General features: G+C 71.0%; 27 protein-coding genes and 2 pseudogenes. 16 read left to right on the plus strand and 13 right to left on the minus strand.

What is annotated here, in order from left to right; genetic code table 11:
* Positions 1-184: 184 nt before the first annotated feature.
* Positions 185-1,426, plus strand: a complete 1,242-nt coding sequence (locus tag ACIQHQ_RS22905; RefSeq protein WP_402614223.1) for a geranylgeranyl reductase family protein — start codon at positions 185-187, stop codon at positions 1,424-1,426.
* On the opposite strand, the gene ACIQHQ_RS22910 is transcribed toward ACIQHQ_RS22905, so the two are convergent.
* Complete coding sequence (locus tag ACIQHQ_RS22910; protein WP_402614226.1) at positions 1,410-1,859, minus strand: nitroreductase family deazaflavin-dependent oxidoreductase; 450 nt, start codon at positions 1,857-1,859, stop codon at positions 1,410-1,412. The two genes, ACIQHQ_RS22905 and ACIQHQ_RS22910, sit on opposite strands and share 17 nt — an antisense overlap.
* 171 nt (positions 1,860-2,030) lie before the next feature.
* Here ACIQHQ_RS22910 and ACIQHQ_RS22915 point away from each other — a divergent pair, with 171 nt between their 5' ends.
* Positions 2,031-2,723, plus strand: coding sequence for a TetR/AcrR family transcriptional regulator (locus ACIQHQ_RS22915; protein ID WP_402614229.1), 693 nt, complete (start codon positions 2,031-2,033; stop codon positions 2,721-2,723).
* A gap of 209 nt (positions 2,724-2,932) precedes the next feature.
* A pseudogene (locus ACIQHQ_RS22920) lies at positions 2,933-3,046 on the plus strand (DNA-binding response regulator); the annotation flags it as partial.
* On the opposite strand, the pseudogene ACIQHQ_RS22925 reads toward ACIQHQ_RS22920, so the two are convergent.
* Together ACIQHQ_RS22925 and ACIQHQ_RS22930 are read right to left on the minus strand one after the other, a co-directional pair.
* Positions 3,007-3,290 (minus strand): annotated as a pseudogene (locus tag ACIQHQ_RS22925) (DUF6332 family protein). The pseudogenes ACIQHQ_RS22920 and ACIQHQ_RS22925 sit on opposite strands and share 40 nt — an antisense overlap.
* Positions 3,287-4,330 carry an SAM-dependent methyltransferase gene (locus tag ACIQHQ_RS22930; protein ID WP_402614232.1) on the minus strand — a complete coding sequence of 348 codons (1,044 nt, stop codon included), beginning with the start codon at positions 4,328-4,330 and terminating at the stop codon, positions 3,287-3,289. Before ACIQHQ_RS22930 ends, ACIQHQ_RS22925 begins: the two are co-directional and overlap by 4 nt.
* A 112-nt stretch (positions 4,331-4,442) precedes the next feature.
* On the opposite strand from ACIQHQ_RS22930, the gene ACIQHQ_RS22935 reads away from it, so the two are divergent.
* From ACIQHQ_RS22935 to ACIQHQ_RS22950, 4 genes are read left to right on the plus strand one after another with little or no spacing between them, the layout of a single operon-like run.
* On the plus strand, positions 4,443-5,438 hold the full coding sequence (locus ACIQHQ_RS22935; RefSeq protein ID WP_402614235.1) for a branched-chain amino acid ABC transporter permease: 996 nt from the start codon (positions 4,443-4,445) through the stop codon (positions 5,436-5,438).
* 10 nt (positions 5,439-5,448) lie between these two features.
* Positions 5,449-6,441, plus strand: a complete 993-nt coding sequence (locus ACIQHQ_RS22940; RefSeq protein ID WP_402614238.1) for a branched-chain amino acid ABC transporter permease — start codon at positions 5,449-5,451, stop codon at positions 6,439-6,441.
* Complete coding sequence (locus ACIQHQ_RS22945) at positions 6,431-7,309, plus strand: ABC transporter ATP-binding protein (protein ID WP_402614241.1); 879 nt, start codon at positions 6,431-6,433, stop codon at positions 7,307-7,309. Before ACIQHQ_RS22940 ends, ACIQHQ_RS22945 begins: the two co-directional genes overlap by 11 nt.
* Before the next feature lie 2 nt (positions 7,310-7,311).
* Positions 7,312-8,052 carry an ABC transporter ATP-binding protein gene (locus ACIQHQ_RS22950; protein WP_402614243.1) on the plus strand — a complete coding sequence of 247 codons (741 nt, stop codon included), beginning with the start codon at positions 7,312-7,314 and terminating at the stop codon, positions 8,050-8,052.
* 22 nt (positions 8,053-8,074) lie between these two features.
* On the opposite strand, the gene ACIQHQ_RS22955 is transcribed toward ACIQHQ_RS22950, so the two are convergent.
* Together ACIQHQ_RS22955 and ACIQHQ_RS22960 are read right to left on the minus strand one after the other, a co-directional pair.
* A complete protein-coding gene (locus tag ACIQHQ_RS22955; protein ID WP_402614246.1) occupies positions 8,075-9,322 on the minus strand; it encodes an ABC transporter substrate-binding protein in 1,248 nt (415 codons plus the stop codon).
* A 195-nt stretch (positions 9,323-9,517) separates the two neighbouring features.
* Entirely contained in the window at positions 9,518-10,999 is a 1,482-nt protein-coding gene (locus ACIQHQ_RS22960; protein ID WP_402614249.1) for an MFS transporter, read from the minus strand.
* 86 nt (positions 11,000-11,085) lie between these two features.
* Here ACIQHQ_RS22960 and ACIQHQ_RS22965 point away from each other — a divergent pair, with 86 nt between their 5' ends.
* A complete protein-coding gene (locus tag ACIQHQ_RS22965; protein ID WP_402614252.1) occupies positions 11,086-11,469 on the plus strand; it encodes a MarR family winged helix-turn-helix transcriptional regulator in 384 nt (127 codons plus the stop codon).
* 19 nt (positions 11,470-11,488) lie between these two features.
* Here the strand turns inward: ACIQHQ_RS22965 and ACIQHQ_RS22970 are convergent, their stop codons facing one another.
* Positions 11,489-12,217 (minus strand): maleylpyruvate isomerase family mycothiol-dependent enzyme, encoded by a 729-nt coding sequence (locus ACIQHQ_RS22970; protein ID WP_402614254.1) that lies wholly within the window; start codon positions 12,215-12,217, stop codon positions 11,489-11,491.
* A gap of 64 nt (positions 12,218-12,281) precedes the next feature.
* Positions 12,282-13,160 carry an SDR family oxidoreductase gene (locus tag ACIQHQ_RS22975; protein ID WP_402614257.1) on the minus strand — a complete coding sequence of 293 codons (879 nt, stop codon included), beginning with the start codon at positions 13,158-13,160 and terminating at the stop codon, positions 12,282-12,284.
* A gap of 454 nt (positions 13,161-13,614) precedes the next feature.
* Between ACIQHQ_RS22975 and ACIQHQ_RS22980 the strand changes: the two genes are divergently transcribed.
* On the plus strand, positions 13,615-15,093 hold the full coding sequence (locus tag ACIQHQ_RS22980) for a glutamate-cysteine ligase family protein (protein WP_402614259.1): 1,479 nt from the start codon (positions 13,615-13,617) through the stop codon (positions 15,091-15,093).
* Positions 15,094-15,095: 2 nt separating this feature from the next.
* Here the strand turns inward: ACIQHQ_RS22980 and ACIQHQ_RS22985 are convergent, their stop codons facing one another.
* From ACIQHQ_RS22985 to ACIQHQ_RS22995, 3 genes are read right to left on the minus strand one after another with little or no spacing between them, the layout of a single operon-like run.
* A complete protein-coding gene (locus ACIQHQ_RS22985; protein ID WP_402614262.1) occupies positions 15,096-16,205 on the minus strand; it encodes a Gfo/Idh/MocA family protein in 1,110 nt (369 codons plus the stop codon).
* Complete coding sequence (locus ACIQHQ_RS22990) at positions 16,175-16,885, minus strand: ThuA domain-containing protein (protein ID WP_402614265.1); 711 nt, start codon at positions 16,883-16,885, stop codon at positions 16,175-16,177. Before ACIQHQ_RS22990 ends, ACIQHQ_RS22985 begins: the two co-directional genes overlap by 31 nt.
* Positions 16,886-16,936: 51 nt before the next feature.
* Positions 16,937-17,788, minus strand: a complete 852-nt coding sequence (locus ACIQHQ_RS22995; RefSeq protein WP_402614268.1) for a class I SAM-dependent methyltransferase — start codon at positions 17,786-17,788, stop codon at positions 16,937-16,939.
* Between the two features lie 77 nt (positions 17,789-17,865).
* On the opposite strand from ACIQHQ_RS22995, the gene ACIQHQ_RS23000 reads away from it, so the two are divergent.
* From ACIQHQ_RS23000 to htpG, 5 genes are all read left to right on the plus strand, one after another.
* On the plus strand, positions 17,866-18,297 hold the full coding sequence (locus ACIQHQ_RS23000) for a helix-turn-helix domain-containing protein (protein ID WP_402614270.1): 432 nt from the start codon (positions 17,866-17,868) through the stop codon (positions 18,295-18,297).
* Between the two features lie 409 nt (positions 18,298-18,706).
* Positions 18,707-18,994 (plus strand): DUF3040 domain-containing protein, encoded by a 288-nt coding sequence (locus ACIQHQ_RS23005; RefSeq protein WP_402614273.1) that lies wholly within the window; start codon positions 18,707-18,709, stop codon positions 18,992-18,994.
* 195 nt (positions 18,995-19,189) lie between these two features.
* Positions 19,190-19,963, plus strand: a complete 774-nt coding sequence (locus tag ACIQHQ_RS23010; RefSeq protein WP_402614276.1) for a hypothetical protein — start codon at positions 19,190-19,192, stop codon at positions 19,961-19,963.
* Between the two features lie 115 nt (positions 19,964-20,078).
* A complete protein-coding gene (locus ACIQHQ_RS23015; RefSeq protein ID WP_402614278.1) occupies positions 20,079-20,789 on the plus strand; it encodes a class F sortase in 711 nt (236 codons plus the stop codon).
* Positions 20,790-20,875: 86 nt separating this feature from the next.
* Positions 20,876-22,774 (plus strand): molecular chaperone HtpG, encoded by a 1,899-nt coding sequence (htpG, locus tag ACIQHQ_RS23020; RefSeq protein WP_402614281.1) that lies wholly within the window; start codon positions 20,876-20,878, stop codon positions 22,772-22,774.
* Between the two features lie 13 nt (positions 22,775-22,787).
* On the opposite strand, the gene ACIQHQ_RS23025 is transcribed toward htpG, so the two are convergent.
* Positions 22,788-23,255 carry a twin-arginine translocase TatA/TatE family subunit gene (locus ACIQHQ_RS23025; protein ID WP_402614284.1) on the minus strand — a complete coding sequence of 156 codons (468 nt, stop codon included), beginning with the start codon at positions 23,253-23,255 and terminating at the stop codon, positions 22,788-22,790.
* A 98-nt stretch (positions 23,256-23,353) separates the two neighbouring features.
* Between ACIQHQ_RS23025 and ACIQHQ_RS23030 the strand changes: the two genes are divergently transcribed.
* Positions 23,354-23,770, plus strand: coding sequence for a hypothetical protein (locus ACIQHQ_RS23030; RefSeq protein WP_402614287.1), 417 nt, complete (start codon positions 23,354-23,356; stop codon positions 23,768-23,770).
* Here ACIQHQ_RS23030 and ACIQHQ_RS23035 read toward each other — a convergent pair.
* Entirely contained in the window at positions 23,760-24,335 is a 576-nt protein-coding gene (locus ACIQHQ_RS23035; protein ID WP_402614290.1) for a TerD family protein, read from the minus strand. The two genes, ACIQHQ_RS23030 and ACIQHQ_RS23035, sit on opposite strands and share 11 nt — an antisense overlap.
* A gap of 144 nt (positions 24,336-24,479) precedes the next feature.
* Between ACIQHQ_RS23035 and ACIQHQ_RS23040 the strand changes: the two genes are divergently transcribed.
* The gene (locus ACIQHQ_RS23040; protein WP_402614293.1) at positions 24,480-24,866 is read left to right on the plus strand and encodes a BlaI/MecI/CopY family transcriptional regulator; all 387 of its coding nucleotides are present in this window, start codon (positions 24,480-24,482) and stop codon (positions 24,864-24,866) included.
* Between the two features lie 183 nt (positions 24,867-25,049).
* Here ACIQHQ_RS23040 and ACIQHQ_RS23045 read toward each other — a convergent pair whose 3' ends face one another.
* Complete coding sequence (locus ACIQHQ_RS23045; protein WP_402614296.1) at positions 25,050-26,165, minus strand: acyltransferase family protein; 1,116 nt, start codon at positions 26,163-26,165, stop codon at positions 25,050-25,052.
* Positions 26,166-26,306 lie beyond the last annotated feature (141 nt).

Raw genomic sequence — 26,306 nt, forward strand, 5'->3', positions numbered from 1 at the left:
GCTCCTCGTGGGTGCGACGTTGTACGGATGCGTACCTCTCGGTACGCGGTGATCGTGTGGTGCGGGCGCGGCCCCGTGTAAGGGCCACCCACGTCGCCGATCCTCCCACAGCGGCCTGCGGTGACCGCCGCCGTAGGATGCGGGAGACAGCGGCAGGCGGCTTGATCGGGAGCAGTAGACCATCGTGAGCAGCGAGAACTCTTCGGCGGACGACGTGCGCCAGGTGTGGGACGTCGTCGTGGTGGGCGCGGGACCCGCGGGCGCTTCGGCCGCGTACGCGGCGGCGGTCGCGGGCAGACGCGTGCTGTTGCTGGAGAAGGCGGAGCTGCCGCGGTACAAGACGTGCGGCGGCGGCATCATCGGCCCCTCCCGCGATGCGCTGCCGCCCGGCTTCGAGCTGCCCCTCAGGGACCGGGTGCACGCGGTGACGTTCTCGAGCAACGGTCGCTTCACGCGTACACGGCGGTCCCGGCAGATGCTGTTCGGGCTGATCAACCGGCCCGAGTTCGACCAGCAGCTCGTCGAGCACGCGCAGAAGGCGGGCGCCGAGCTGCGCACCGGTGTCACGGTCCAGCGGGTCGAGCAGCACGGCTCGTCGGTGCCGGACCGGCGCACGGTCGCCGTGGTCCTCCAGGGCGGCGAGGTCGTGCTCGCGCGGGCCGTCGTCGGAGCGGACGGCAGTGCCAGCCGCATAGGGGCGCATGTCGGGGTCAAGCTCGGCCAGGTGGATCTCGGCCTGGAGGCGGAGATCCCGGTGCCGGAGACCGTCGCCGAGGACTGGAAGGGCCGGGTGCTCATCGATTGGGGCCCCATCCCCGGCAGTTACGGCTGGGTCTTCCCCAAGGGCGACACCCTGACGGTCGGGGTGATCTCGGCCCGGGGCGAAGGTGCCGCGACGAAGCGGTACCTGGAGGAGTTCATCGGCCGCTTGGGCCTCGCCGGCTTCGAACCGAGCATCTCCTCGGGGCACCTGACCCGATGCCGCGCCGATGACTCCCCGCTTTCGCGCGGGCGGGTGCTGGTGTGCGGTGACGCGGCGGGGCTGCTGGAGCCGTGGACCCGTGAGGGCATCTCCTTCGCGCTGCGGTCCGGCCGGCTGGCGGGGGAGTGGGCGGTGCGGATCGCCGAGGCGCACGACGCGGTGGACACGCGTCGGCAGGCCCTCAACTACGCGTTCGCCGTGAAGGCCGGGCTCGGAGTGGAGATGAGTGTCGGCAAGCGGCTGCTGACGGTGTTCGAACGCCGTCCCGGGCTGTTCCACGCGGCGCTGACGGGCTTCCGTCCCGCCTGGAAGGCGTTCAAGGAGATCACGCAGGGATCGACGTCGCTGGGCGAGATCGTCCGTTCGCACCCGGTGGCCCAGCGGGCCCTGTCCGCGCTGGACCACCGTCCCGCGGCGGACGGCGAGGTCAGCTCGTCGGGATGATCTCGAAGACCGGGTGGTCGGGGGCGATGCGGCGCAGCTGGTCGTCGGTGGAGTCGGGGCCGACTCCGTTGAAGAAGACCCCGACCTCCGCCTTCCAGCGCTTGAGGTAGGCGCGCAGGACCGGCGTCTTGTCGTCGTCGCCCACCTCGGAGGCGGTGAAGCTCTCCACACGCGTGCCGAGGCGCAGTTCACCGCCGCCCGCGGCGCGCATGTTGTGCGTCCACTGCACATGGCCGCGGGGGGCGACCAGGTACTGCTTGCCGTCCAGGGTCAGCAGGTTGACCGGGGTGGTGCGCCACTGGCCGCTCTTGCGGCCGCGGACGGCGAGGACGCGCGAGCCCCAGACGCTGACGCCGCGGCGGGTCAGCCAGGCCACGAGACGGTTGAGGACGTTGACGGTGAACCAGCCGGGCTTCTGCACGTGCGTGGACATGAGGACCCCTCGTCTGCGGCGAAGCGGTGCTCTCTTTTGTGAGCGCTGCTCTCGCTCTCTTCGGCCCCAGTCTGCACGGGTGCGGAGTGCTGATGCAAGAGCACTGCTCTCTTTTTTGTTCACCGCTCTCGTTTGTGTGCGCTGCTCTGCCTTCATGGGAGACTGCCGGGTATGAGCACCGCACACGGCGCCCGTGCCCGGGCCAGGATCGAAGTCACCGCGGCCATCAAGGACGAGGCTCGCCGGCAACTCGCGGCGGAGGGTGCCGCCCGGCTCTCCCTGCGGGCCGTGGCGCGTGAGCTCGGTATGGTCTCCTCGGCGCTGTACCGCTACTTCCCCAGCCGTGACGACCTGCTGACCGCCCTCATCATCGACGCCTACGACTCGCTGGGCGAGAGCGCCGAGGCGGCTCACGATGCCGACGCCGGCCCCTTCGAGCGATGGATCGCGGTGTGTGAGGCGGTACGGGGCTGGGCGCTGGAGCACCCGCACGAGTATGCGCTGATCTACGGATCGCCGGTCCCCGGCTACACGGCGCCCGACACGACCGTTCCGGCCGCCGCCCGAGTGGGCCTCCTGCTCATCGGTATCGCGCGCGACGCCCATCAGGGCCCGGGTGTTGCCCGGCCCGCCCTGCCGGACGGCCTGCGCCCCGAGGCCGAACGGATGGCCGCCGACTTCGCCCCCGACGTCCCGCTGGAAATCGTGACGGCGCTCGTCGCCGCTTGGGCCCAGCTGTACGGACTGGTCAGCTTCGAGGTGTTCGGCCAGTTCAACCGGATGGTGGAGGACCGGGAGGCGTTCTTCCGGCACGCGGTGGGGCAACTCGCCCAGGGGGTGGGGCTGGTGCCCGGGCCCGCGTGAGCCGCCGCACGGCGAGCCCGCGTGCTTCCCGGGGAGTACGCGTGATCACCACACAGGGGTGACGCCGCCGCGGGCGTCTGGCGTGGCCGGTATGGACGAGCAGCGGGCGCGGGGAGGTCCGCCGCTGCGGTGCGGCACGGGCCCGCGCGGTGGGACCGGCGGGAAGGGCCGGCGCCCCGATGACCCTGGCGATCCACGGTCCTCGTGCCACCGCGAAGACCCACGTAAGCCGCACGATGGTGCACCTCGGCGACCGCGACCGGTCCCAACTGGTCGCGCACGCCTACGACTCGGGGCTGGTGCGCCCGGGCCGGCTGGGCTGATCCGCCTTCTGGAAGCGGGTCGGCACACTGACCACCCGGACGGCGAAGAGCACGGGTGCCGGCATCAGCCGTGCGCAGCAGCAGGTGCTCCGGCGTGGCCGGCAGGTCGAAGAGCAGCGCGGGCCCGGCCACGGCTGCGAACACCACCCGCGGCCGCGAAGGCCGCAGTGCACAGCGCGTACCCGATCTCGACGGTGATCGCGTCGCGTTCGGCCTGGGTACGCCGTCCCCCGTGACGGGTCATACGGCGAGTGGAACAGGGGTGCGCCCGGCTGGCAAGGGAACCCGCCGGGCGCACTCGGGAGGTGTTCCCCCTGCCCCGAGCGAGCGGCAGTGGCCGCCGGCCGGATGGCCGTGGACCCTCAGGGGGCAATTGCCGGTGCCGCCGACCACGGGTTTGTCGAGGACGTACGCCGTGTAGCGAGTGACGCGCCCGATGTCCCGGTGGGCTCGTACGACGGTGATGACCTCGCTCCAGTCCCGTGCGTCGAGTGTTCCGAGGCCGGGCCACCGCACGCACAGGGCCTGTCGGCCGGCCCGGGTGGAAGCGGCGCCGACGAACAGGGCGCAGAGTTGGGCTGCACGGTGGAGTACGGGGGTGGTCCAGTCGAGGATCCGGCGCGTGGTGAAACCGGCGGCGGAGGCCATCAGCGGGTACCGCTCGTACGGTTCGATGTCGTCGAAGCGCCAGGTCCCGCGTACCAGGCCGTTCGGGTCGAGGGTTCCGATCGGCTGATCCGTACGGGACGTGACATCCACCAGGACGAGCCGGCCTCCTGGGCGGAGCAGCCGGAAGCTTTCGCTCAGGAATGACCTACGTCCTTCATGGCCGAAGTGGAAGGCGGCCTCCAGGCAGTGCACTCGGTCGAAGGAGCCATCCGTCAACGGGATCTGCGCTGCCCGCCGCGGCAGCGCCGTGGCGTCGGCGACGGCGAAGCGCGCGCCGGAACAGCCGCCGAAACGGCGACGTGCCTGGTCGACCTGCGCGGGCTGGATGTCCACCCCCAGTGCCCGGCATCCCGCGGCGCCCAACCGCGCAGTGGTGTCACCGCGGCCGCATCCGGCATCCAGGACGAGCTGTCCGGGCCGGGCGTCCAGCAACGCCAGAGACCGGCGAGCCAGTCGGCGCTGAAAGGGCGCCGGCCCGGCCAAGACCACGAGCGGCAGGGTGGGCAGCGTGAAATAGCCGATGTCGGCGAGGCTGTCCCAGCCGAGGTGCCTCAGCACCCGGAAGAGCACACTGTCGTCGTTGTACGCACTCGCGAGGTCACCGCCGTCACCCATCCCGCATCCTCCCTTCCCTGGGCACACGCGCTGGGCCCACCGACCGTGTCACCGCCCCGACCTGCGCCTACACTGGTTCCATAAGGGATGTTCGTGACGTACCGGAACCGCCGTGCGCTCTCAGCGGATGCTCGTGCCGGCCCTCGCCCTGGTCCTCGTGACGGTGCCCCCGATGTCCGCGCGGGCACAGGGTGAGGAAGTCCCGCGCGGCCCCACGTTCGCCGCGCGTGCTCTGCAGGCGCTGATCGACGGTATCCAGTTCGGGGTGATCATCGCGATCACGTCGGTCGGGCTCTCGCTGATCTTCGGCACCATCCACCTGATCAATTTCGCGCACGGTGAGTTCGTCACGATCGGCGCCACCTTCGCGTTCTTCCTCAACGTCTCCGCGGCCGGGCCCGGCTGGCACCTGATCCCCGCCGCCGTCGCCGCGGTGGTCTTCGGCGCGCTGCTGGGCGGGGCGGTCGAGCGCGGCATCTGGCGCCCGCTGCGGGCGCGGGGCACCGGGCTGATCAACATGTTCATCGTCACCATCGGGCTCTCGCTGCTGCTGCGCCACGTCGTACTCGTGCTGTACGGGACCCGGCCCGCCTCCTACGCCCAGTACGACATCCAGAACACGATCGGCCTCGGGCCGGCCGGCATCACCCCGCGAGACCTCACCGTCACCCTGCTCTCCGTCCTGGTGCTGCTCGGCATCGCCGCGCTCCTGCAGAAGACGCGGATCGGCACGGCCGTGCGGGCCGTCTCCGCCAACCGTGACCTCGCGGAGGCGTCGGGCATCGACGTGCAGCGGGTGGTGCTGTTCGTGTGGATGCTCGGCGGCGGACTGGCCGCGCTCGGCGGGGTCTTCTTCGGCCTGGTGGAGATCGTCACCTGGGACATGGGCTTCAAGCTCCTTCTGCTCATGTTCGCGGGGATCATCCTGGGCGGCCTCGGCTCCGCCTACGGCGCGATGGTCGGCAGCCTGGTCATCGGCGTCGTCGCCCAGATGTCCACCCTGTGGTTCCCGGTCGACCTGCAGTACGCCTGGGCGCTGCTCGTCCTCATCCTCGTCCTCCTCGTCCGGCCGCAGGGCATCCTCGGCCGGGCCGAACGCGTCGGGTGAGGGGTGGGCCATGGACTTCTCGGCCATCGTCTCCGACGCCCTGCGCTCGGGGATCGGCCCCATCGCCGCCGTCTACGCCCTCGCCGCGATGGGGCTGAACCTGCACTTCGGTTACACGGGGCTGCTGAACTTCGGCCAGGTCGGATTCATGCTGGTCGGCGGCTACGGGCTCGCCATCACCGTGTCGACGTACGACGGGCCGATGTGGCTCGGCGTCCTGGGAGGAATCGCCTGCGCGATCGTGCTGGCCCTGCTCCTCGGCCTGCCCACCCTGCGACTGCGCGCCGACTACCTCGCGATCACGACGATCGCGGCGGGGGAGACGCTACGGCTGTTCTACCGCTCCAGCTGGGCCGAACCGGTCACCGGCGGGGTGTTCGGGCTGCAGAGGTTCGCGAACGACTTCTACGACCTCAGCCCCATCGAGCCCGGCACCTACGGCGTGTGGCTCGTGAGGTTCAGCTCCCGCGACCTCTGGGTGATGATCGTCGGATGGGCGCTGGTGGTCGTGGTCGGAAGTCTGCTCGCCCTGCTGATCCACAGCCCTTGGGGACGTGTCATCCGGTCGATCCGTGATGACGAGGTCGCCGCGCGCAGCCTCGGCAAGAACGTCTACGCGTACAAGATGCAGAGTCTCGTGCTCGGCGGCGTCATCGGGGCGGCCGCGGGCATGATGCAGGCGATCCAGGTGCAGTCCGTGAACCCGGACAACTACGACCCGGGCGTCACGTTCTTCCTGTACACGCTGCTCGTGCTGGGAGGCGCCGGGCGCATCCTCGGGCCGGTCGTCGGCGCGATCCTGTTCTGGTTCGTCCTCAGCTTCCTCGACAGCGCGCTGCGCCAGGCCATCGACGCCGAGTACATCTCGCCGGACCTCATCAGTACGTCGGAGGTCGGCGCGGTGCGCTTCGCCCTGGTCGGGGTCGCCCTGATCCTGCTGGTCGCGTTCCGGCCGCAGGGCATCCTCGGCAGCCGGAAGGAGATGCTGCTCAGTGGCCGCTGACCCTGTCGTGCCGCACCCGGGCCGGCTCTCCGCCATCGATCCCGAGCCGGGGGTGCGCAAGCCCGATCCCCTGCTGGTCCTGGACCAGGTGACCCGCGCCTTCGGCGGCCTCGTCGCCGTGCGGGTCGAGCACCTGGAGGTGCAACGCGGCACCATCACGGCGCTCATCGGCCCCAACGGTGCCGGCAAGACCACGTTGTTCAATGTCGTGAGCGGGTTCGACCGGGCCGACGGCGGCCGGTGGTCGTTCGACGGACAACCGCTCACCGGCGCCCCGGCGCACCGGGTGGCGCGGTGCGGAATGGTCCGAACGTTCCAGCTCTCCAGGGCGCTCGCCCGGCTCACGGTGCTGGAGAACCTGCTGCTCGCCGCGCCCGGGCAACGCGGTGAGCGGGTGCTGCCCGCGCTGCTGCGACCGCTGTGGCGCGGGCAGGAGCGGGAGTCCGAGCGCCGGGCCGACGAACTGCTGGACCGGTTCCGGCTCGGGCCCCTGCGCGACGACCACGCCGGCACGCTCTCCGGCGGCCAGCGCAAACTGCTGGAACTGGCCCGCGCGTTGATGACCCGGCCGGTCATGCTCCTGCTCGACGAGCCGATGGCCGGGGTGAACCCCGCGCTGACCCAGTCGCTGCTCGGACACATCACGCGGTTGCGCGACGAAGGGCTGACGGTGTGCTTCGTCGAGCACGACATGGACGTGGTGATGGGCATCAGCGACTGGGTGGCCGTCATGGCCGACGGCCACCTGGTGGCCGAGGGCCCACCGCACACGATCGGCCGGAACGCCGCCGTCGTGGACGCCTACCTGGGCAAGCGGCACGACGAGCCGGAGGCGACCGAGGAGAAGGGGAAAGGGAAGGAGGAGTAGCGATGTCCGCCGAGGAACAGGTACCGGTGCTGGCGGCCGACGACCTCGTCGCCGGTTACGTCCCCGGTGTCGACGTGCTGCGCGGATGCAGCATCGAGGTGCGGCCGGGCGAGGTGGTCGGTGTGATCGGCCCCAACGGCGCCGGTAAGTCGACGCTGGTCAAGGCCGTCTTCGGGCTGCTGCGGGTGCGCGGCGGGACCGTGCGGCTGCGCGGCGAGGACGTGACCGGCCGACCCGCGCACGAGCTGGTCCGGCGGGGCGTGGGCTACGTACCGCAACTGCAGAACGTGTTCCCGACGCTGACCGTCGAGGAGAACCTGCTGATGGGCGTGTATCTGCGGCCCAGGGACCACGCGCGGCGGGTCGCGGCGGTCGAGGAGCTCTTCCCCGTGCTGGCCGACCGCCGCAAGCAGAAGGCCGGCGCGATGTCCGGCGGCGAACGCCAGATGCTGGCGATGGCCCGCGCCCTGATGATGGAGCCGCAGCTGCTGCTGCTCGACGAGCCGTCGGCCGGCCTGTCACCGCTCCACCAGGACCAGGTCTTCGACCGGTGCAGAATGATCAACAGCGCGGGCGTCGCCGTCCTCATGGTCGAACAGAACGCCCGCAGGTGCCTTCAGCTCTGTGACCGCGGCTACGTCCTCGACCAGGGCCGCAACGCGTACACCGGCACGGGTACGGCCCTGCTGCACGACGAGAAGGTGATCGAGCTCTACCTCGGCACGCTCGCCCGCGTCCGTTGACTCCCGCTGTCGGTCCTCCCGCTCACTCCTCGGCCCTGCTGGTCTCGGTGCGCAGGGTCTGCAACTTGCCCTTGTCGTCGTAGCCGTACACCTCGATCGCCGCCTGGCCGGGTTCGCCCTTGTCGGTGAAGTCGAGCGGCCCGCTCACACCGTCGTAGTCGATGTCCCTGCCGTCGGCCAGCAACTCCTTGCAGGCGGCGAACGAGTTGCACTTCTCGCCGCCCTCGGTGATGCCGTTCATCTCCTTCACGTATTCGCCCGGGTCGTCCGACTCCGCCTTCTCGGCGGCCAGAGCGATCGTCGTCACGCAGTCGAACACCTGCGGTGCGAACTGCAGCTCCTTCAGCTTCGGCGCGAACTCCTTCAGCTCCTTCACGTACTGCTCGTTCTCCGCCGAGGCCGGCGCGGTCCCCTTCATCCCGGAGAGCCTCTCCGGCCGGCCCGGGGCGACCAGCGAGGGCAGTTCCTCGCTGCGCAGTCCGTCGGCGCCGTAGACGCCGATCCGGTCGGGCCCGAGCCCGGACTCGATCATGCCTTGCAGGATCTGGGTGCCTTCCTCGAAGGCGATCACCACGGCGGCGTCCGGCCTGGAGTTCTCCACCTGCTGGACGACCTGGTCGAAGTTGGTCGCCTTCGGGTCGTAGGTCTCGGCGAGCGTCACCGTCGCGCCCCGGTCCTCCAGCCCCTTGCGGGTGGCCTCCATCAGGCCGCGCCCGTAGTCGTCCGCCCGTGCGACCAAGGCCACTCGGTCGTGGCCGTCGTCGCGGACGACATCCGCCAGGATGGGCCCCTGCAACGCGTCGCTCGGGACGGTACGGAAGTAGAAGCCGTCGTCCTCGTAGTCGGTGAAGGTGGGAGCGGTGTTCGACCCCGAACACTGCACCACGCCCGCACCGGTCACCCGGTCGATGAACGCCAGCGACATGCCGGAAGCCGCGGCTCCGACGATCGCGTCCACGCCTGCCGCGAGGACCCGGTCGGCCGACTGCGCGGCGACGGCCTCCTGGCCCGCCTCGTCACTGGAGACCACGGTCGGCACGGACTTGCCCAGAACTCCGCCGGCGTCGTTGATCTTCTGTATCGCGAACTTCAACGACTCGATCTGGGGTGGCCCGAGGTAGGCCAGCTGTCCCGTCTCCGGCAGGACGTAGCCGAACTCGAGCTCACCATCGCCCGGCTCGGCCTGGGCAGTGCCCGTCGTACCGCAGACGGCTATCACCAGAGCAGCCGCGCTTGCGAAGATCGCGGACCGCCGTATCGACGCTTTCATCTCCGCCTCCGCTCGTTACAGGCGGCGGTGGTCGACTGGCCGGCCCTCCGCCCGCCATCTGTACATGAGCGTAGAGCCCCTTCGGAGTCCAGGAAAGTATGAAACGTACACTTTTTCGATTGATTGTGCTGCTTTGTGCCGTCCCTGCGCCCCCTCTCGGGTCACGCAGGGCGTCGTCAGGCCTGGAAACGCTCCCTAGTCGCCTACCGTGACGCGCTCCGCCTCCTTCGGGGTGGACTGGGCGACGACGACGGACGGCCGCTCCCGTCGGGTCCGCAGGCCCGTGAGGGTGATCAGCAGGCCGGCGAAGGCAATGAGCGTCACGACCACGAGGCCGGGCCGGTAGCTGTCGAGCACGGCCTGCGGGGAGGGGCTGCCGCCTTCGGGGGCATTCGCGGTCACCACCGCCGTCACCACGGCGAGGAAGATCGCGCCACCGACCTGGACCGAGGTGTTGAGCAGTCCGGAGACCATGCCCTGCTCGTGCTCGTCGACACCGTTGGTGGCCTGGACGTTGAGGGACGGGAAGGTCAGCGCGAAACCGGAGCCGACCAGCAGCATCGTCGGCAGGATGACCGCCGCGTAGACGGGGTCGAGGTCGATGCGCAGGAACAGCACGTACCCGGTGACCACCAGTGCGAAGCCGAGCACCATCAGCCGGGCCGTGCCGAACCGGTCGATGACGGCTCCGACCTTCGTCGCGGACAGCGCCACCAGCGCGCCCGCCGGCAGGAATGCCAGGGCCGTGTGCAGCGCGGACCAGCCGAGCAGCTGCTGCATGTACAGGGTGACCAGGAACTGGAAGCCGATGTAGCTGCCGACGAACGTCAGCGCGCCCAGCTGGGCCCGCACCTGCGGTCCCGAGCGCAGCACGCCCAGCCGGATCAACGGACTGGGGCTGCGCCGCTCGACGGCGACGAAGGCGGCCAGGAGCACGGCCACGGCGGCGAAGGACAGGATCGTCCGGGCCGCACCCCAGCCCACCTCGGGTGCCTCGACGACGGTGAAGACGAGCAGCAGCATCGAGGCGGTGCCGAGGACTGCACCGGGGACGTCGTAGCCGCCCTCGCCGCGCTCGCGCTCGCTGCGCGGCAGCAGCTTCAGGCCCACGAGCAGGGCGATCAGCGCGATCGGAGCGGGCAGGAGCATGGTGAGCCGCCAGCTGGCCTCCGTCAGCAGCCCGGAGAAGACCAGGCCCATCGAGTAGCCGGTGGCGCCGCAGGTGGTGTAGATGGCCAGGGCGCGGTTGCGCAGCGGCCCTTCGGGGAACGTCGTGGTGATGATCGACAGGCCGGCGGGGGCCGTGAAGGCCGCGCTCAGTCCCTTGACGAAGCGGCTGGCGATGAGCAGCGGCCCCGAGTCGACGAGCCCGCCGAGCAGCGACGCGAGGGCGAAGACACCCAGGGCCACCAGGAACACCTGACGCCGGCCCAGCAGGTCGGCGGCGCGTCCGCCGAGGAGCAGCAGGCCGCCGTAGCCCAGGATGTACCCGCTGACGATCCATTGCAGCGCCGACGTCGACAGGCCGAGGTCGGCGCCGATGGACGGCAGGGCGACGCCGACCATGGACACGTCCAGGGCGTCCAGGAACATCGCGGCGCAGAGCACGAGCAGTGTGCCCCAGAGCCGTGGAGTCCAACGCCCTTCGGACGCGGGGGAGATGAGCGGAGAGGTCATGCCCGGAAGGCTACATGCGCATGCATGGAATGCAAGCGCATTTAATTCGGGTGCAACAATCTCGGTTCTCTGTTACGGTGCGGCGCATGGCGGCTCAGCAGGCCGAGCAGACGCTCGTGGAACAGTGGCGGAACATTCTGGCGCTGCACGCGCGAACACAGTGCGAACTCGACCGTGCGCTGCACGCCCACGGACTGTGCGCCAGCGACTTCGAGGTGCTGGACGTCCTCGCCGGGTGCCGGACCCCGTCCTCCCGCGTGCAGGAGATCTCCGAACGGGTCCACCTGAGCCAGAGCGCGCTGTCGCGGCTGATCGCGCGCCTGGAGAAGGAGGGGCTCGTCGAGCGCGGCATGTGCCCCGAGGACCGGCGTGGTGTGAAGGTCTGCCTCACGGCGAAGGGGCGCGCGCTGCACGGCGAGGTGCTTCCCGTGCAGCGCGCGGTACTGGCGCGGATGCTCACCGACGGCTGACCTCCCGTCGGCCGGACACTCAGATCCCCGACGTCTCCCGCCACAGCGCGGCGAGCGCCTGATCGCCCGTGACATTCGGCAGGGGAGCGCGGTTCCACAGCGCCAGATACAACTGCTCGGCCGGCCCGGACAGTTCGCACGCGGCCTCCGCGGACGCGTCCCGCGTGGTCACGGGCGGCTCCGGCGACAGCCGTACCGTCCACACCGCGCCGGTGTCCTCGGTGCGGATCCGCAGGACGCGTGCCTCGGGGGTGCGTACCCGGCTCCTTGAGCGGGCGTGGAAGCCGCGCAGCAGTTCGTCGATGCCGTCGGTCGCGAACTCGGGGGTGACGCGCGCCGGGCTGCCGCCGCGTGCCGACTCCGCGTCGACCCGGTGCACGGCCGTCTCGTGCGCCTGCCGCCGGGCCCAGAAGGCCAGCGGGGACGGCGCGGGCAGAAAGGCGAAGCACTCCACGTCGGGCGCGGCGCCGGCCAGCGTGCCGACGAGATGCCGGTGGCTGTCGCGGTACCAGGCCACGAGCTCCGCGCCGTCGAGACCGGGGGGTTCGACCAGCGGGCGGCGTTCGGTGATCCCCTCCGCGACGTAGGCGGCGGCCCAGCGGTGCACCGCGCCGGTGTGCCGCAACAGATCGCCCACCTGCCACTTCGGGCAGGTGGGCACCGTGGCGTCCGTCCCGGCCTCCTCGGCGGCCGCGGCCAGCAACCGGCCTTCCGTCTCCAGGGTCTGAAGGAACTCGGCGGTCTCCATGGCGCCGAGTCTGCCGCATGGAGCGCCCCGTGGGCCCGGAGTTTTCCGGTGGCCGTCTGCGTGGTTACGGCAGTGGCGTCCCACCTGTCGCGTTGACGATCTCTGCGGTGATGTACGACGCCTCCTGCGAGGCGAGGAAGACGTACGCCGGAGCCATTTCGGCGGGCTGCGCGGGCCGTCCGATCGGAGCCTGCTTGCCGAACGTCTGCGTGTCCGGCAGGGTCGCCGGGATCAGCGGCGTCCATACCGGGCCCGGTGCCACCGCGTTGACGCGGATGCCCTTCTCGATCAGCATCTGCGCCAGCCCCTGCGTGAACGTGACGATCGCGCCCTTCGTCGTCGCGTAGTCCAGCAGATGCGGGCTGGGCTTGTACGCCTGCACCGAGGTGGAGTTGATGATGCTGCCGCCCTCCGGGATGTGCGGCAGGGCCAGCTTGCACAGCCAGAACATGCCGTACAGGTTGGTGCGCAGCACCCGGTCGAACTGCTCGGTGGTGATCGCCTCGATGCCGTCGGGCTGGGACATCTGGTACGCCGCGTTGTTCACGAGAACGTCGATCCGGCCGAACTCCTGCACGGCACGGTCGATCAGGGCCCGGCAGTTCTCCTCCTCGCGCACGTCGCACGCGACGGGCACGGCACGCCGGCCGGCCTCCTCGACCAGCCGGACCGTCTCGGCGGCGTCGTCCTTCTCGTCCTCCAGATGGGTGAAGAGCACGTCGGCCCCCTCACGGGCGAACGCCAGGGCGACCGCGCGACCGATCCCGGAGTCACCGCCGGTGATCACGGTCTTGCGGTCGGCCAGTCGGCCACTGCCCCGGTAGGACTCCTCACCGTGGTCCGGGGGCGGGTCCATCGGCCCCGTCCAGCCGGGATGCGGCTGGTCCTGGGAGGGGAACTCCGGGGTCGGGTGCTGCTCGCCGGGGTGCTGCTGTTCGGTCACGGGTCTGCCTCCTTGTGCATGACGTACGGCCCGGTGATCACTACCGGCCTGGCCACGGGTACCCAGGATCACCGGGCTCCCTCCTGGCAGCCTGCCCTCCTCGGCCCCGGGCCGCCCGCCGGGCCGCCGTCCCCACCAGCGCCCGCACGGCCGCCGCCGGCACCGCCACACCGGTCGGTGCGGCCCACCGGTCCGGGCCTCGATGGCGGGGACGCGCACGACCCGGCCGGCGAAGACGAAGCCGTCGAGGGCGATGAAGACGCTGACGGGCTGTGCGGACTCGGGTCGGGGAGCTGCCGTTGCCCGCACATCGCTGTGCGTTCGCGGTTTGTTTATGTGCGGCACAAACTCGGGCCAGGTGGTGGGTGCGGGGTCGGGGACATGGTGCCACTCTGGGACGAGACGCATCCGCCGAAGGTGCGGACGTATCCGCCGAAGGAGCGCAGGAGGGCACATGGGACGTGACGTGCCGGCCCTGGTGTTCACACGGGAGGACCGCCGTCGGTACCGGGAGAAGATGCACACCGACCTCGAGGTGCTCGCCCGGATGCTGAGCGAGTCGGGGTTCGAGAGCGAACGCCCCCAGGTCGGTCTTGAGATCGAGCTCAATCTGGTGGACGACGCCGGACTGCCCGTGATGCGCAACACCGATGTGCTCCGGGCGATCGCCGACCCCGCCTGGTCGAGCGAGCTGGGCCGGTTCAACCTGGAGATCAACATCCCGCCCCGGCAGCTGACGGCCGGCGGCCCCGGCTCCTGGGAGCAGGCGATCCGCGACGCTCTGAACCACGCCGAGGACCGCGCCGCGGCGGTCGGCGCCCACCTGATCATGATCGGCATCCTGCCGACCCTGGGCGAGTCGGACGTCAGCGAGTCCGCGCTCTCCGGCGACCCGCGGTACCGGCTGCTCAACGAGCAGATCTTCGCCGCCCGGGGCGAGGACCTGCGGATCAAGGTCGACGGAGTGGAGCGCCTGTCGACGTACGCCGACACCATCACCCCCGAGGCCGCCTGCACCAGCACCCAGTTCCACCTCCAGGTGGACCCCAAGGAGTTCGCGCACTACTGGAACGCGGCCCAGGCCATCGCGGGGGTGCAGATCGCCCTGGCGGCGAACTCGCCCTTCCTGTTCGGCAAGGAGCTGTGGCGCGAGACCCGCATCCCCCTGTTCGAGCAGGCCACCGACACCCGCCCCGAGGAGATCAAGGCCCAGGGCGTACGGCCCCGGGTGTGGTTCGGGGAGCGCTGGATCACCAGCGTCTTCGACCTCTTCGAGGAGAACGTGCGCTACTTCCCGGCCCTGCTGCCGCTGTGCGAGGACGAGGACCCGCAGAAGGAGCTGGACAGCGGCGGTGTTCCCCAGCTGGGCGAACTGACCCTGCACAACGGCACGATCTACCGCTGGAACCGCCCCATCTACGCCGTCACCGACAGCGGCCCCCATCTGCGCATCGAGAACCGGGTGCTGCCCGCCGGCCCCACCGTGGCCGACATCATCGCCAACGGCGCCTTCTACTACGGACTGACCCGCGCCCTGGTCGACGAGGACCGGCCGGTGTGGACGCGGATGTCCTTCGCGGTCGCCGAGGAGAACCTGCACACCGCAGCCCGCGACGGCATCGACGCCCGCCTGTACTGGCCCGGCGTGGGTGAAGTGCCGGTCACCGAACTGGTGTTGCGGCGGCTGCTGCCCCTGGCCCACAAGGGCCTGGAGCTGACCGGCATGGACGCCGAGTGGCGCGAACCCCTGCTGGGCATCATCGAGCAGCGCTGCGTCACCGCGCGCAACGGCGCCCTGTGGCAGGCGGAGATGGTGCACCGCCTGGAGAAGGCCGGCATCTCCGACCGGCAGGAGGCGCTGCGGCAGATGACCCGGACGTACATGGACTACATGCACATGAACGCGCCCGCGCACACCTGGCCCGTCGACTGACCTCAGGCGGTCCGGCCGTGCCACTGCGCGGCCGCCGTCGGGGGCACGGGGTCGGGCACCCGGGCCGATGTCGTCAGCTCGATCCGCCGCCCCTCGGCCGCCGCCCGCAGCAGAGCGGTCATCGTCTCCAGCACGTGCAGCGCGAGTTCACCGTTCGCGCGCGGCGCCCGCTCGCCGTCGGCGGTGAGGAAGTCGAGCAGGCCGAGGCCACGTGCGCCGTCCGCGTAGCCCGCCGACACCGGGAGGGCGCGCCACCGGGTGTCGCCGAGCGCGTGCAGGCGCACTTCGCCGTCGAAGCGGTTCGGGTCGGGGACCGCAAGAGTGCCGCTCTCGCCGTGGACCTCGATGGGGGCGGCCGTGGTGGCCACGCCGTCGAAGCTCGTCGTGAGCGTCGTCAGCGTCCCGTTCACGTGCTCCAGCACTCCCGAGACATGGCTGTCCACCTCGACCGGTATGCGCTCGCCCGCACGCGGGCCGGAACCTATGACGCGCTCGGAGCGCAGCCTCCCGGCCGCCCCGATCACGGCACGCACCGGCCCGAGCAGATGGACCAGGGACGAGAGGTAGTACGGCCCCATGTCCAGCAACGGGCCGCCGCCGGCCGTGTAGTAGAAGTCGGGGTGGGGATGCCAGCGTTCGTGGCCCGGGGTGACCATCACGGCCGAGGCGAACTGGGGCCGCCCGATGCTTCCCGCCTCCACGGCCGCCCGCGCGGTCTGAACTCCCGTACCCAGGACGGTGTCCGGGGCGCAGCCCACCCCGGTGCCCGCCTTCGCGGCGGCGTCCAGGACGGCCCGGGCGTCGTCCAGGCCCGCCGCCAGCGGCTTCTCCCCGTAGACGTTCTTGCCGTGGCGGATCGCCCCGAGGGCTATCTCCGCGTGGGCGGCCGGGGTGGTGAGGTTCAGCACCGTGTCCACGTCCGGGCTGCTCAGCAGCTCCTCGACCGACAGCGCCCGGGCGCCGGGCAGTTCGGCGGCGGCCGCCGCCGACCGGGAGGCGTCGAGGTCGGCGACCGCGGCGACTTGCACAGCGGGATGGCCCACGAGCGTGTCCAGGTACGCGCGGGAGATGACGCCGAGCCCTACGATCCCGACGCGGTGCGCGTCGCCCACAGCATGCCCCTCTCGATGATGGCGCGGACGTGCGGGTTCTCCAGGACGTCGACGCTGTGCCCCGGGGTCGTCACCACGATCCGCCCGGCACCCCACCGGCGGGTCCAGACCGCCGGCGAGGTGACCGGCCGGTGCCAGGGCTCCCACGGCCGCACCGGATGCGTGGTGGTGGCCAGAACGTCGATGAGGTCGTCGTGGAGCACCCAGTACTGCTCGGTCTCCAGCGCGAAGTCCTCGATACCGGCCGTGATCGGGTGCGCGCGACCGGCATCGGTGAGGGTGATGGTGTGGGGCAGGAAGTTGTCCGCCGCCTCACCCCGGCGCTCGCACGGCTCCTTGCCCGGGTGCGTGGCGAACTGGCCGCCCACCAGGTGCAGATAGTCCGACGAGGCGCGGAAGGAGTCGGCGATGCCGCCGTGCCAGCCGGTGAAGCCGGTACCGGCCACGACCGCCGAGGCCAGCCCCGCCAGCTGGTCGCGCGTGATCTCCGACATCGTCACGCACTGCACGACCAGGTCCGTGCCGGTCATCTCGGCGGCATCCGCGTAGATTTCCGTCGACTCCTCGACCCGGACGGCGTATCCGTTGGTCCTCAGGAAGGGCAGGAACAGTTCCGTGGCCTCGACCGGCTGATGCCCTTCCCAGCCGCCTCGGACCACCAGGGCTCTCTTCTGCGTCATCGTGATCTCACTATGCGCCGGTCGCCCGCGCCCGGAAAAGGGGGCCGGACCTCACGAAAGTTTCGCGCCGGCGGCCCGCGCCGAGACCATCCAGCAGGCCGCCGTGTAGCGGACCTCCGTGCCGTGCACGAAGGGATCGAAGGCGGGCCGGACCACCTCGACGATCTCGGCCCGGGTCCGCTCGTCGGCCGCGGGCAGGACCGTGCCGAGCGGACCGAGCCGGGTGAAGTACGTGACGAGTTCCTTCTCGGGCAGGGCGCAGACCGCGTCGACCGGCTGGATGTCGATCCCGGCCCAGCCGCTCTCCGCCAGGATGCGATGAACCCGCCGCGGGTCCGCGAAGGCGAACTGGCCCGGCTGGTCCGGCTGCCGGGCGGGAAGCTCCGGCAGGAACGGGGCCGCGGCGCGCTCCGCCGTCGTCATGAACGGGTTCTCCTCGGGGCCCCGCCACACGACGCACCGCAGTGCCGCTCCGTCCCTCACCGTGCTCCTCAGATTGCCGAAGGCCCGCACGGGGTCGCTGAAGAACATGACGCCGAAGCGAGAGATGACGGCGTCGAAGGCGGCCGGTTCGAACGCGTGCTCCTGCGCGTCGGCCTGGATGAAGGACGCCGGTACGCCCTCCTGCGCAGCGCGCGCCCGGGCCGTCTCGATCATCGGGCCGGAGATGTCGACACCGACGCAGTGGCCCACCCTGCGCGCGACGGCGCGGGTGATGCTTCCCGTACCGCAGCCGACGTCCAGCACACTCGCCGCGTGTTCGGCGGCCACGGTGTCGACGAGCAGCTCCTCCCAGGGCCTGAACATCTCGTTCAGCAGCCCCTGGAGATCCACCCAGGCATGGCCGGCGGGCCCGTTCCAGCGGGCGGCCTGCTCGTCGTAGGACGTGCGTGAGGCATCCATCGTCGTCTCTCCCTCTGCTTGCCTTTGTCGGGACGGGATGACAGCGTTCTACTTCAAGTCGACTTGAGGTCAAGACAATGACAGACCTGGACATCGCCGAGGTGGCGCACCGCGCCGGAGTGCCCGCCTCGACCCTGCGGTTCTACGAGGAGAAGGGGCTGATCGCCTCGACCGGCCGACGCGGCCTGCGGCGCCAGTACGACCCCGGCGTCCTGGAGCGGCTGGCGCTGATAGCGCTGGGACGGACGGCCGGGTTCTCCCTCGACGAGATCGCGCAGATGTTCGCGCCGGACGGGCAGCCGCGCATCGACCGGCGGAAGCTGTCGGACAAGGCGGACGAACTGGACCGCAGGATCCGCGAACTCGGCGTCCTGCGGGACTCCCTGCGGCACGCCGCCGCCTGTCCCGCACCGAGCCACCTGGAGTGCGCCACCTTCCGCCGCCTGATCGACGCGGCGGCGTCCGGCGATGTCACGGCGCCGGGACGGCGGATTCCCGAGCGCCGCTGACGGGCGGTCGGCGCCCTCGGTCCCTCCTGGGCCGTGCTTTGCCCGATCCCCGTCGCCGGCCCGGCCTCGGCTGCGGACTCCGGGAGACCACCGTGCCGAAGACCGTGAAAGGGCAGGCAGCGGGACTGACCAAGGACCAGCGCAACGCCTTCGTGGCCGCCTGCCTCGGCTGGGCGATGAACGCGACGCGTTTGCGGACGTACGTTCGTACGACGCGGCCACCGGGAAGGATGACGGTGGGGCCCACGGTGGAAGCCGCTGGAGGGGGAGAAGCTGAAGCCCTGGTCAGACGGCCGTACCGCCCATCGGCGGCCCGTCTCCCTCCGCACCGTCACCGGGCCCGACACCCCAGGACTTGTCATGGCCTCGGCCGTGCCTCGAAGCGCTCGGGTTCCGGGAAGGAGAAGCCGTGCCGCAGTCCGAAGAGCAGCGTCTGGTCGATCTCGAAGCGCGACTCGAACGGGAGGATCCCCGGTTCACCCGGGCCATACGATCCGGTCGTCCCGCCCGGCCACGGGAGTACCGCAGGACCGGAGCCTGGTGGGGGCTGGGACTCGGCGTGGCCGTACTGGGCTCGGGCATCGCCTTGGCCCAGGGGCTGCTCATCGCGGGCGGTCTGGTCCTGGTCGGCATGGCGGCCCAGCTGGCCGATCCGGACCCGGCCCGCATGACGCACCGGGGGTTCGGGCGGCGCTGACGGGGATGGTCCTGCGGGCCCCTCCGATGGCGGCCGGAGACCTGCGGTATGCCGCCGTCAGGGTGGCGTAGTAACCCGTGTGAACGCCCCGGATGGTGGGACGGCCCGGCGTGACTGACGGTGGTTCACGTCGAGGCCGGGTCTCGTGAGCTGGCAAGGCGTCAGCTGCCCGGATCGCGACGGAAGGACTCACCGATGCGCTCTGCCCGCATGCTGCTCGCGACGGCCACCGCCACGGCCGCCCTCGCGATCGCCGCACCCGCCGCCTACGCCGAGGCGATGGGTGACTGGGACCACGACAGCAATTCCTACAGCAAGGAGCACCACAAGGACGGCGACCACCACGCGCCGCGCGGCGGCGTACACACGGGTGGAGGTGCGCTGACCGCGGACAAGGACTGGGACTCCTCGGAGCACGGCAAGGACGCCTCCGGCGACCAGCGCGGCGAAGAGGGCAAGGAAGAGGGCAAGCACGAAGAGCACGGCAAGCACGAGGAGCACGGCAAGGACGACGGACAGGAGAAGGGCTGGGAGGGCAAGCACGAGGAGCACGGCAAGGACGACGGACAGGAGAAGGGCTGGGAGGGCAAGCACGACAAGCACGACAAGCCGCACGGCGGGATGCACACCGGCGGCGGTGCCCTGGCGGCCGTGAACTCGAACGACGACTGGGACAACCCCAAGCACGACTCGGACATCTACAAGGACGGCGAGGGCGACTGGGGCCACAAGCAGGAAGAGAAGGGCTCCGGCAACAAGGGCGACTGGGGCGACAAGGAGGGCAAGCACGAGAAGGGCTGGGAGGGCAAGCACGGCAAGCACGACAAGCCGCACGGCGGGATGCACACCGGCGGCGGCGGGCTGGCCTCGGGGCCGGGCGTGACGGCCGGCGGTCTGGCGGTGCTGGCGGTGGCCGGCACGGGCCTGTACGCGCTGCGACGTCAGCGGGCCTCGCAGGGTGCCGTATGACCGGTGCCTGACCTCATAACCACCGTGGCCGCCGCACGTGCCCCTCACGTCGCGGCGGCCCGGCTCGTCCTTCCACGTGCCGTGCCCGCTGCTGTGCTCGAATGAGGTGGTCCTTATGGCAGCCAGTCCCCCCGCTCTTCCCGACCCCGGGCCCGAACCGTCGAGGCGGCGACTCCGCACCGTGGTGACGGTGCTCTGGGCGGCTGCCGCCCTCGCCCTGACCGTGAGCATGGTCGGCGGCCGGGGCGAGTCGTCCGACGCCGGCCCGCCGCACCCACCGTCCGCCGTGTCGGCCGCCTCGGCCGTACCCGAACCGTCCGACACGCCGAACAGGTCCGCGGCGCCGCACCGGTCCGCCGCCACCGGCCCGCACCTGCCGCGCTCCCGGCCGGTCCGCCTGCTCATCCCCAAGATCTCGGTCGACGCGCCGTTCACCGACCTCGCCATCGGTCCTTCGGGGCAACTGGAGCCACCGCCGCCGGAGGACACCAACCTCGTCGGCTGGTACGCCAAGGGGCACACGCCCGGTGAGGCCGGTACCGCGATCATCGCCGGGCACGTGGACACCGCGACCTCCCCGGCCGTGTTCGCCGGGCTCAGCCAGCTGAAGAAGGGCGACCGGTTCCAGGTGGTGCGGGCCGACGGAGCCAAGGCGACCTTCGTCGTGGACGCCGCGGAGTCGTTCGACAAGGACGCCTTCCCCAGCGACCGCGTGTACGGCGACACGGCGGACGCCCAGGTCCGGCTCATCACCTGCTCGGGTTCCTACGACCGTAAGGCCCGGGACTACACCGAGAACCTGGTGGTCTTCGCCCACCTCGTCTGACGTCCGGCCCCACGGCCTGACTTGGTGTTTTAGAGTGGCTGCCACCAGTTCAGGCGACTGTGGGACCTGTGAGGTATGCGCACACCATGACGACCGAAACGTTTGAGTTCCAGGTAGAGGCACGTCAGCTGCTCCAGCTGATGATCCACTCGGTCTACTCGAACAAGGATGTCTTCCTGCGGGAACTCGTCTCCAACGCCTCCGACGCGCTCGACAAGCTGCGTCTGGAGAAGCTGCGGGACGACGCGCTCGACGCCGACGTCTCGGACCTGCACATCGAGCTCGACGTCGACAAGGAGGCCCGCACCCTCACGGTGCGGGACAACGGCATCGGCATGTCGTACGACGAGGTCGGACGGCTCATCGGCACCATCGCCAACTCCGGGACGGCCACGTTCCTCCAGGAGCTGAAGGAGGCGAAGGACGCGGCCGGGGCCGAGGGACTCATCGGCCAGTTCGGTGTCGGCTTCTACTCCGGATTCATGGTGGCCGACGAGGTGACGCTGGTGACCCGCCGCGCCGGCGAGGGCCAAGGGACCCGCTGGACGTCGCGCGGCGAGGCCACGTACACGCTGGAGAGGGTCGACGACGCGCCGCAGGGCACGTCCGTCACGCTCCACCTCAAGCCCGCCGACCCCGAGAACCAGCTGCACGACTACACCTCGGAGTGGACGATCCGGGAGATCGTCAAGCGCTACTCGGACTTCATCACCTGGCCCATCCGGATGGTCCCGCAGGCGAAGGACGGGGAGGGCGCGCCCGAGCCCGAGACGCTGAACTCCATGAAGGCCCTGTGGGCGCGCTCGCGGGACGAGGTCTCCGACGACGAGTACCACGAGCTGTACAAGCACATCAGCCACGACTGGCGCGACCCGCTGGAGACGGTCCGGCTCCAAGCCGAGGGCACCTTCGAGTACCAGGCGCTGCTCTTCGTCCCCTCGCACGCCCCGCACGACCTGTTCACCCGGGACTTCAAGCGCGGTGTCCAGCTGTACGTGAAGCGCGTCTTCATCATGGACGACTGCGAGGCGCTGCTGCCGCCGTACCTGCGCTTCGTCAAGGGCGTCGTCGACGCGCAGGACCTCTCGCTCAACGTCTCCCGCGAGATCCTCCAGCAGGACCGGCACATCCGGATGATGCAGCGCCGGCTGACCAAGAAGGTCCTGTCCACGGTCAAGGAACTCATGACCGGGGACACCGAGCGCTACGCCACGTTCTGGCGCGAGTTCGGCACCGCCCTGAAGGAGGGCCTGGTCACCGACTCCGACAACCGTGACGCCATCCTCGCCGTCTCCTCGTTCGCGACCACGCACTCCGACGAGGAGCCGACCACTCTCGCGCAGTACGTGGAGCGGATGAAGGACGGTCAGAACGACATCTACTACATCACCGGCGAGTCCCGGCAGAGCATCGAGAACTCCCCGCACATGGAGGCGTTCCGGGACAAGGGCATCGAGGTCCTGCTGCTCACCGACGCCGTGGACGAGGTGTGGGTCGACGCCGTCGGCGAGTACGAGGGCAAGAAGCTGCGGTCCGTCGCCAAGGGCGAGATCGACCTCGATGCCGAGGGCGAGGAGAAGACCGGCGAGGAGCGGGAGAAGCAGGCCGAGGAGTACGCCGGGCTGCTGGGCTGGATGCGGGAGCAGCTCGACGAGGACATCAAGGAGGTCCGGCTCTCGACGCGGCTCACCGTCTCCCCGGCCTGTGTCGTCTCCGACGCGCACGACCTGACCCCGGCCCTGGAGAACATGTACCGGGCGATGGGCCAGGAGGTGCCGCGGACCAAGCGGATCCTGGAGCTCAACGCCGGTCACCCGCTGGTCAAGGGCCTGCACCAGGCGTACCAGGCCAGTGAGGACCGTACGGAGCTCGCCGAGTCCGCCGAACTGCTGCACACCCTGGCGGTGCTCGCCGAGGGAGGTCAGCCCAAGGACCCGGCTCGCTTCGTCAGGCTGGTGTCGGACCGCCTGGAGCGCACGCTGTAGTCGCGGCGCGGGATCAGGGGTGGTCCGGGGCGCCCGCCGCGCGGGCGCCGGGCGGGGTCGTGCCGGTGCCCGGCGGGACGACCTCGCCCCGGACCACCTTGGGGGCCGGGGCCGTGCCGGTTGCCTCGTCCTTGGCCGCGCGGGCCTCGGCCTTGAGGATGCGGGCCGCCTTGCCGGCCGAGCGGGTCAGCTCGGGGAGCTTCCTCACCCCGATGACGGCTATGACGACGACGAGAATGATCGCGAGCTCGCTCAGTCCGAACATGGTGTCCTGTCCTCTCTCGCCCGGGCCGGGCACGGCGTGAGCGTATCGGGCGGGGAGCACGGCGTGATCGCCGTCTCGGGATGCGGCACCGGGGTGCCGGCGCAGGTGCGGCAGCATCACCCGGCCGAGCAGCTCCCGCCGCCATACCAGCCGGGCGTGCTCCACCTGGTCGGCGGCCGGGGGCGCGCCGCCCCGGCGCAGGGCCGTGTGCAGCACGGCGGCCAGGTGACGAGGCCGGTCACGGCCGCCGCCGGCGCCGGGGTCCAGTCGGCCGCGACGAGCGATCCGGGCAACGGGCCGAAGGCGCCGGCGATGTGCAGCAGGGCGCCGACGGGCAGCAGCGCGGCGGCCCACGTGCCGGAGGCGAGCGGTGTGAGCACCGGAGGGCCGGCAGCAGGCCGCCCGACCCGAGCAGGCTCCGCGCTTCGTGCCGGGCGGCCCTGCGCACGGCGAGACAGGAGCGGTACGGCTCGTGGGCCGCCGCGCTGCTGCCCGTCGGCATGGGCGAGGGCGTGGGCGCGCAGGTGGGCTGCCGCCCGGCCGGCCGGGTCGGCGCCCCGGGCGCCGCGGATGGCCGTGGTGCTCGTCGCGTGGTGCAGTACGGCTTCGAAGTCCGCACGGTCCTCCGGGCGGAGGCGGGACGGTTCGGCCCCATGGTCTCCCGGTCGTTGCTGATGCGGCCGCCGGGCCGCCGGCACGCGGCGGACCCGGCGGGCCCTGTCAGACGTTGACGCCGAAGTCGGAGGCGATACCGGCCAGACCCGAGGCGTATCCCTGGCCGACGGCGCGGAACTTCCACTCGGCGCCGTGCCGGTACAGCTCGCCGAAGACCATCGCGGTCTCGGTGGAGGCGTCCTCGGACAGGTCGTAGCGGGCGATCTCCTGACCTCCCGCCTGGTTCACGACCCGGATGAAGGCGTTGCGGACCTGCCCGAAGCTCTGGCCGCGGTTCTCGGCGTCGTGGATGGACACCGGGAACACGATCTTGTCGATCTCCGCCGGCACGGCGGCGAGGTTCACCTTGACGGACTCGTCGTCGCCCTCGCCCTCACCGGTGAGATTGTCGCCGGTGTGCTCCACCGAACCGTCAGGGCTCTTCAGGTTGTTGTAGAACACGAAGTGCTGGTCCGAGGGGACCTTGCCGGAGGCGTCGAGGAGCAGGGCGGAGGCGTCGAGGTCGTAGTCGGTGCCGGTGGTGGTGCGCACGTCCCAGCCGAGGCCGATCAGGACGGCGGTGAGGCCGGGCGCCTCCTTGCTGAGCGAGACGTTGCCGCCCTTGGACAGGGAAACTCCCACGGCGTACTCCTTCTTGAGCGCTGACGTGTGCGGTGCGGATACCACTCTGAAATCTACAACAATGTAGAAGTGAACGGGGTCGGTTCTGCGGATCTATACGATGTCCGGACGGACAGCGCAGGGCGGCGAATGGGAGGCAGGGCGGTGACGGATCCCGGACAGCGTCCCCGGCGGGGACAGGGCGAGTTGGAGGCGCTGGTGCTGTCGGCGCTGCGGGAGGCGGACGGCCCGGCCACGGCCGGCTGGGTGCAGGAACGCCTCGGCGGTGACCTCGCCTACACGACGGTGATCACCATTCTGACCCGCCTGCTGGGCAAGGGCGCGGTGACCCGGGAGCGGGTCGGCCGGTCCTTCGTCTGGACACCCGCCTCGGACCAGGCGGGCCTGGCCGCCCGCAAGATGCGCAAGGTGCTGGACGCCGAGAGCGACCGGGGCGCCGTGCTGGCCAGCTTCCTCACCGGCCTCGGCCCGGACGAGGAGAAGCTGCTGCGTGACCTGCTGGATCAGGCCCGGGGCCCAGGGGAAGACTGAGCGGTGAACTCCGTATCCCCGTCCGGCACCTGGCGGGCCGGGCCGTCCGGGCGGAAATCCTGCACCCGTCGTCGGCTGGGGCGGGCCGCACCGTCTGGGACAGGGAGGCGCTGACGGTGTCCGTGCCGCGCACGCCCGGCGTGTTGCTCGTCCGGCTCGGTCAGGAGCCGTGAGGAGGACCGCTCACGCGCTTACGGCCTCGCGCCGCCGCGTCCGATCACGCGCGTCCCGGCGGAACGCCCACGCCATGCCGGGCTCCATCACCCAGCGGAACACCCGTCGCACCGGCGGGGTGCACAGCGCGGTCACGAGCACCGCGGCGGCGAGCGTCACGACGATCTCACCCAGCGGCCGGTGCACCCACGCCGGCTCGTACCAGCCCCAGAACTTGGAGCCCTGGGCCACGAAACCGTGCAGCAGGTAGCCGTAGAGCGTGCCCGCGCCCAGCGCGGTGAACCAGGCGCGGCGCCCGGGCACCCAGGCGAGGAAGCAGGCGACCAGGACCAGCGAGCAGCCGAAGGTCACCAGGGTCATGACGGGCCCGTACCAGGCGGGCGCCGCGAGCTCCTCGGCGCTGTCGCGGTGGTAGAACCAGGCGCCGCTCATCCGCGGCACCGCCCAGTGGGCCACGACGAGCGCGCCAGCGAAGACCGGCACGGCCAGGATCCGCGCCGCACGGCGCCGCACCAGGCGGAAGTGCTCGGGCCGCAGCCGCAGACCGAGGACGAAATACGGCAGGAACTGCAAGGTGCGCTGCAGATCGAGGTCGTTGCCGATGGACGGCGAGAGCGTCGCCAGCATCGCGATGACCAGGGCGACGGGCAGCGGCCACCGTACGCGCTGCCAGATCGGTGTGGTCAGCCGCCAGATGAACAGGGCCGCCAGGAACCAGGTCAGATAGAGGGGGTCCAGCAGGCTGACCGGCCGGCCGTGTTCCTGGTCGGTCCACCGGGTGAACAGGGTGTACGCCGTCTCGAAGACGACGTACGGCACGGCGAGCCCGGTGATCAGGCGCCTGATCCGCCCCGGGCTCGCGTCGAACGAACGAGAGAAGTAGCCGGAGATCACGATGAACGCCGGCATGTGGAAGGCGTACACGACCATGTAGAGCGCGCTGACCGCCCGGCTGTCGTCCCGCAAGGGCTCCCAGGAGTGGCCGATCGCCACCAGCACGATCGCCAGGTACTTGGCGTTGTCGAAGAACGCGTCCCGCCGGCCCGCCGGTTCCGTCACGGGCGGCGCTTTCCGCTCCGTTCCGCCGGGCGCGACCGTGCGCATGCGCAGGGTGTCCTCGCTCATCACGCCTCCCGCGCGCGGTCCGGGGAACCGGGGCGGGCGTGAACGCGTCTTGCCGGGGAGACGGCGGTGGGGTGCCGGTGCGACATCCCCGCCGCCTGACCACCGAGTGGCGGGGTAAACCGCTTTCCGGCGGGGTGTAGC

It is taken from the genome of Streptomyces sp. NPDC092370, assembly GCF_044755265.1.
Lineage (GTDB): Bacteria > Actinomycetota > Actinomycetes > Streptomycetales > Streptomycetaceae > Streptomyces.

Excerpts from the sequence above, each read along its gene's own strand:
- ACIQHQ_RS23015 (WP_402614278.1), top strand. The coding sequence starts at position 20,079 with ATGGCAGCCAGTCCCCCCGCTCTTCCCGACCCCGGGCCCGAACCGTCG.
- ACIQHQ_RS22930 (WP_402614232.1), bottom strand. The coding sequence starts at position 4,330 with ATGGGTGACGGCGGTGACCTCGCGAGTGCGTACAACGACGACAGTGTG.
- ACIQHQ_RS22980 (WP_402614259.1), top strand. The coding sequence starts at position 13,615 with ATGGGACGTGACGTGCCGGCCCTGGTGTTCACACGGGAGGACCGCCGT.
- ACIQHQ_RS23000 (WP_402614270.1), top strand. The coding sequence starts at position 17,866 with ATGACAGACCTGGACATCGCCGAGGTGGCGCACCGCGCCGGAGTGCCC.
- ACIQHQ_RS22950 (WP_402614243.1), top strand. The coding sequence starts at position 7,312 with ATGTCCGCCGAGGAACAGGTACCGGTGCTGGCGGCCGACGACCTCGTC.
- ACIQHQ_RS22970 (WP_402614254.1), bottom strand. The coding sequence starts at position 12,217 with ATGGAGACCGCCGAGTTCCTTCAGACCCTGGAGACGGAAGGCCGGTTG.
- ACIQHQ_RS22965 (WP_402614252.1), top strand. The coding sequence starts at position 11,086 with ATGGCGGCTCAGCAGGCCGAGCAGACGCTCGTGGAACAGTGGCGGAAC.
- ACIQHQ_RS23010 (WP_402614276.1), top strand. The coding sequence starts at position 19,190 with ATGCGCTCTGCCCGCATGCTGCTCGCGACGGCCACCGCCACGGCCGCC.
- ACIQHQ_RS22990 (WP_402614265.1), bottom strand. The coding sequence starts at position 16,885 with ATGACGCAGAAGAGAGCCCTGGTGGTCCGAGGCGGCTGGGAAGGGCAT.
- ACIQHQ_RS22955 (WP_402614246.1), bottom strand. The coding sequence starts at position 9,322 with ATGAAAGCGTCGATACGGCGGTCCGCGATCTTCGCAAGCGCGGCTGCT.
- ACIQHQ_RS22910 (WP_402614226.1), bottom strand. The coding sequence starts at position 1,859 with ATGTCCACGCACGTGCAGAAGCCCGGCTGGTTCACCGTCAACGTCCTC.
- ACIQHQ_RS22915 (WP_402614229.1), top strand. The coding sequence starts at position 2,031 with ATGAGCACCGCACACGGCGCCCGTGCCCGGGCCAGGATCGAAGTCACC.
- ACIQHQ_RS22940 (WP_402614238.1), top strand. The coding sequence starts at position 5,449 with ATGGACTTCTCGGCCATCGTCTCCGACGCCCTGCGCTCGGGGATCGGC.
- ACIQHQ_RS22960 (WP_402614249.1), bottom strand. The coding sequence starts at position 10,999 with ATGACCTCTCCGCTCATCTCCCCCGCGTCCGAAGGGCGTTGGACTCCA.
- ACIQHQ_RS23045 (WP_402614296.1), bottom strand. The coding sequence starts at position 26,165 with ATGAGCGAGGACACCCTGCGCATGCGCACGGTCGCGCCCGGCGGAACG.
- htpG (WP_402614281.1), top strand. The coding sequence starts at position 20,876 with ATGACGACCGAAACGTTTGAGTTCCAGGTAGAGGCACGTCAGCTGCTC.
- ACIQHQ_RS22995 (WP_402614268.1), bottom strand. The coding sequence starts at position 17,788 with ATGGATGCCTCACGCACGTCCTACGACGAGCAGGCCGCCCGCTGGAAC.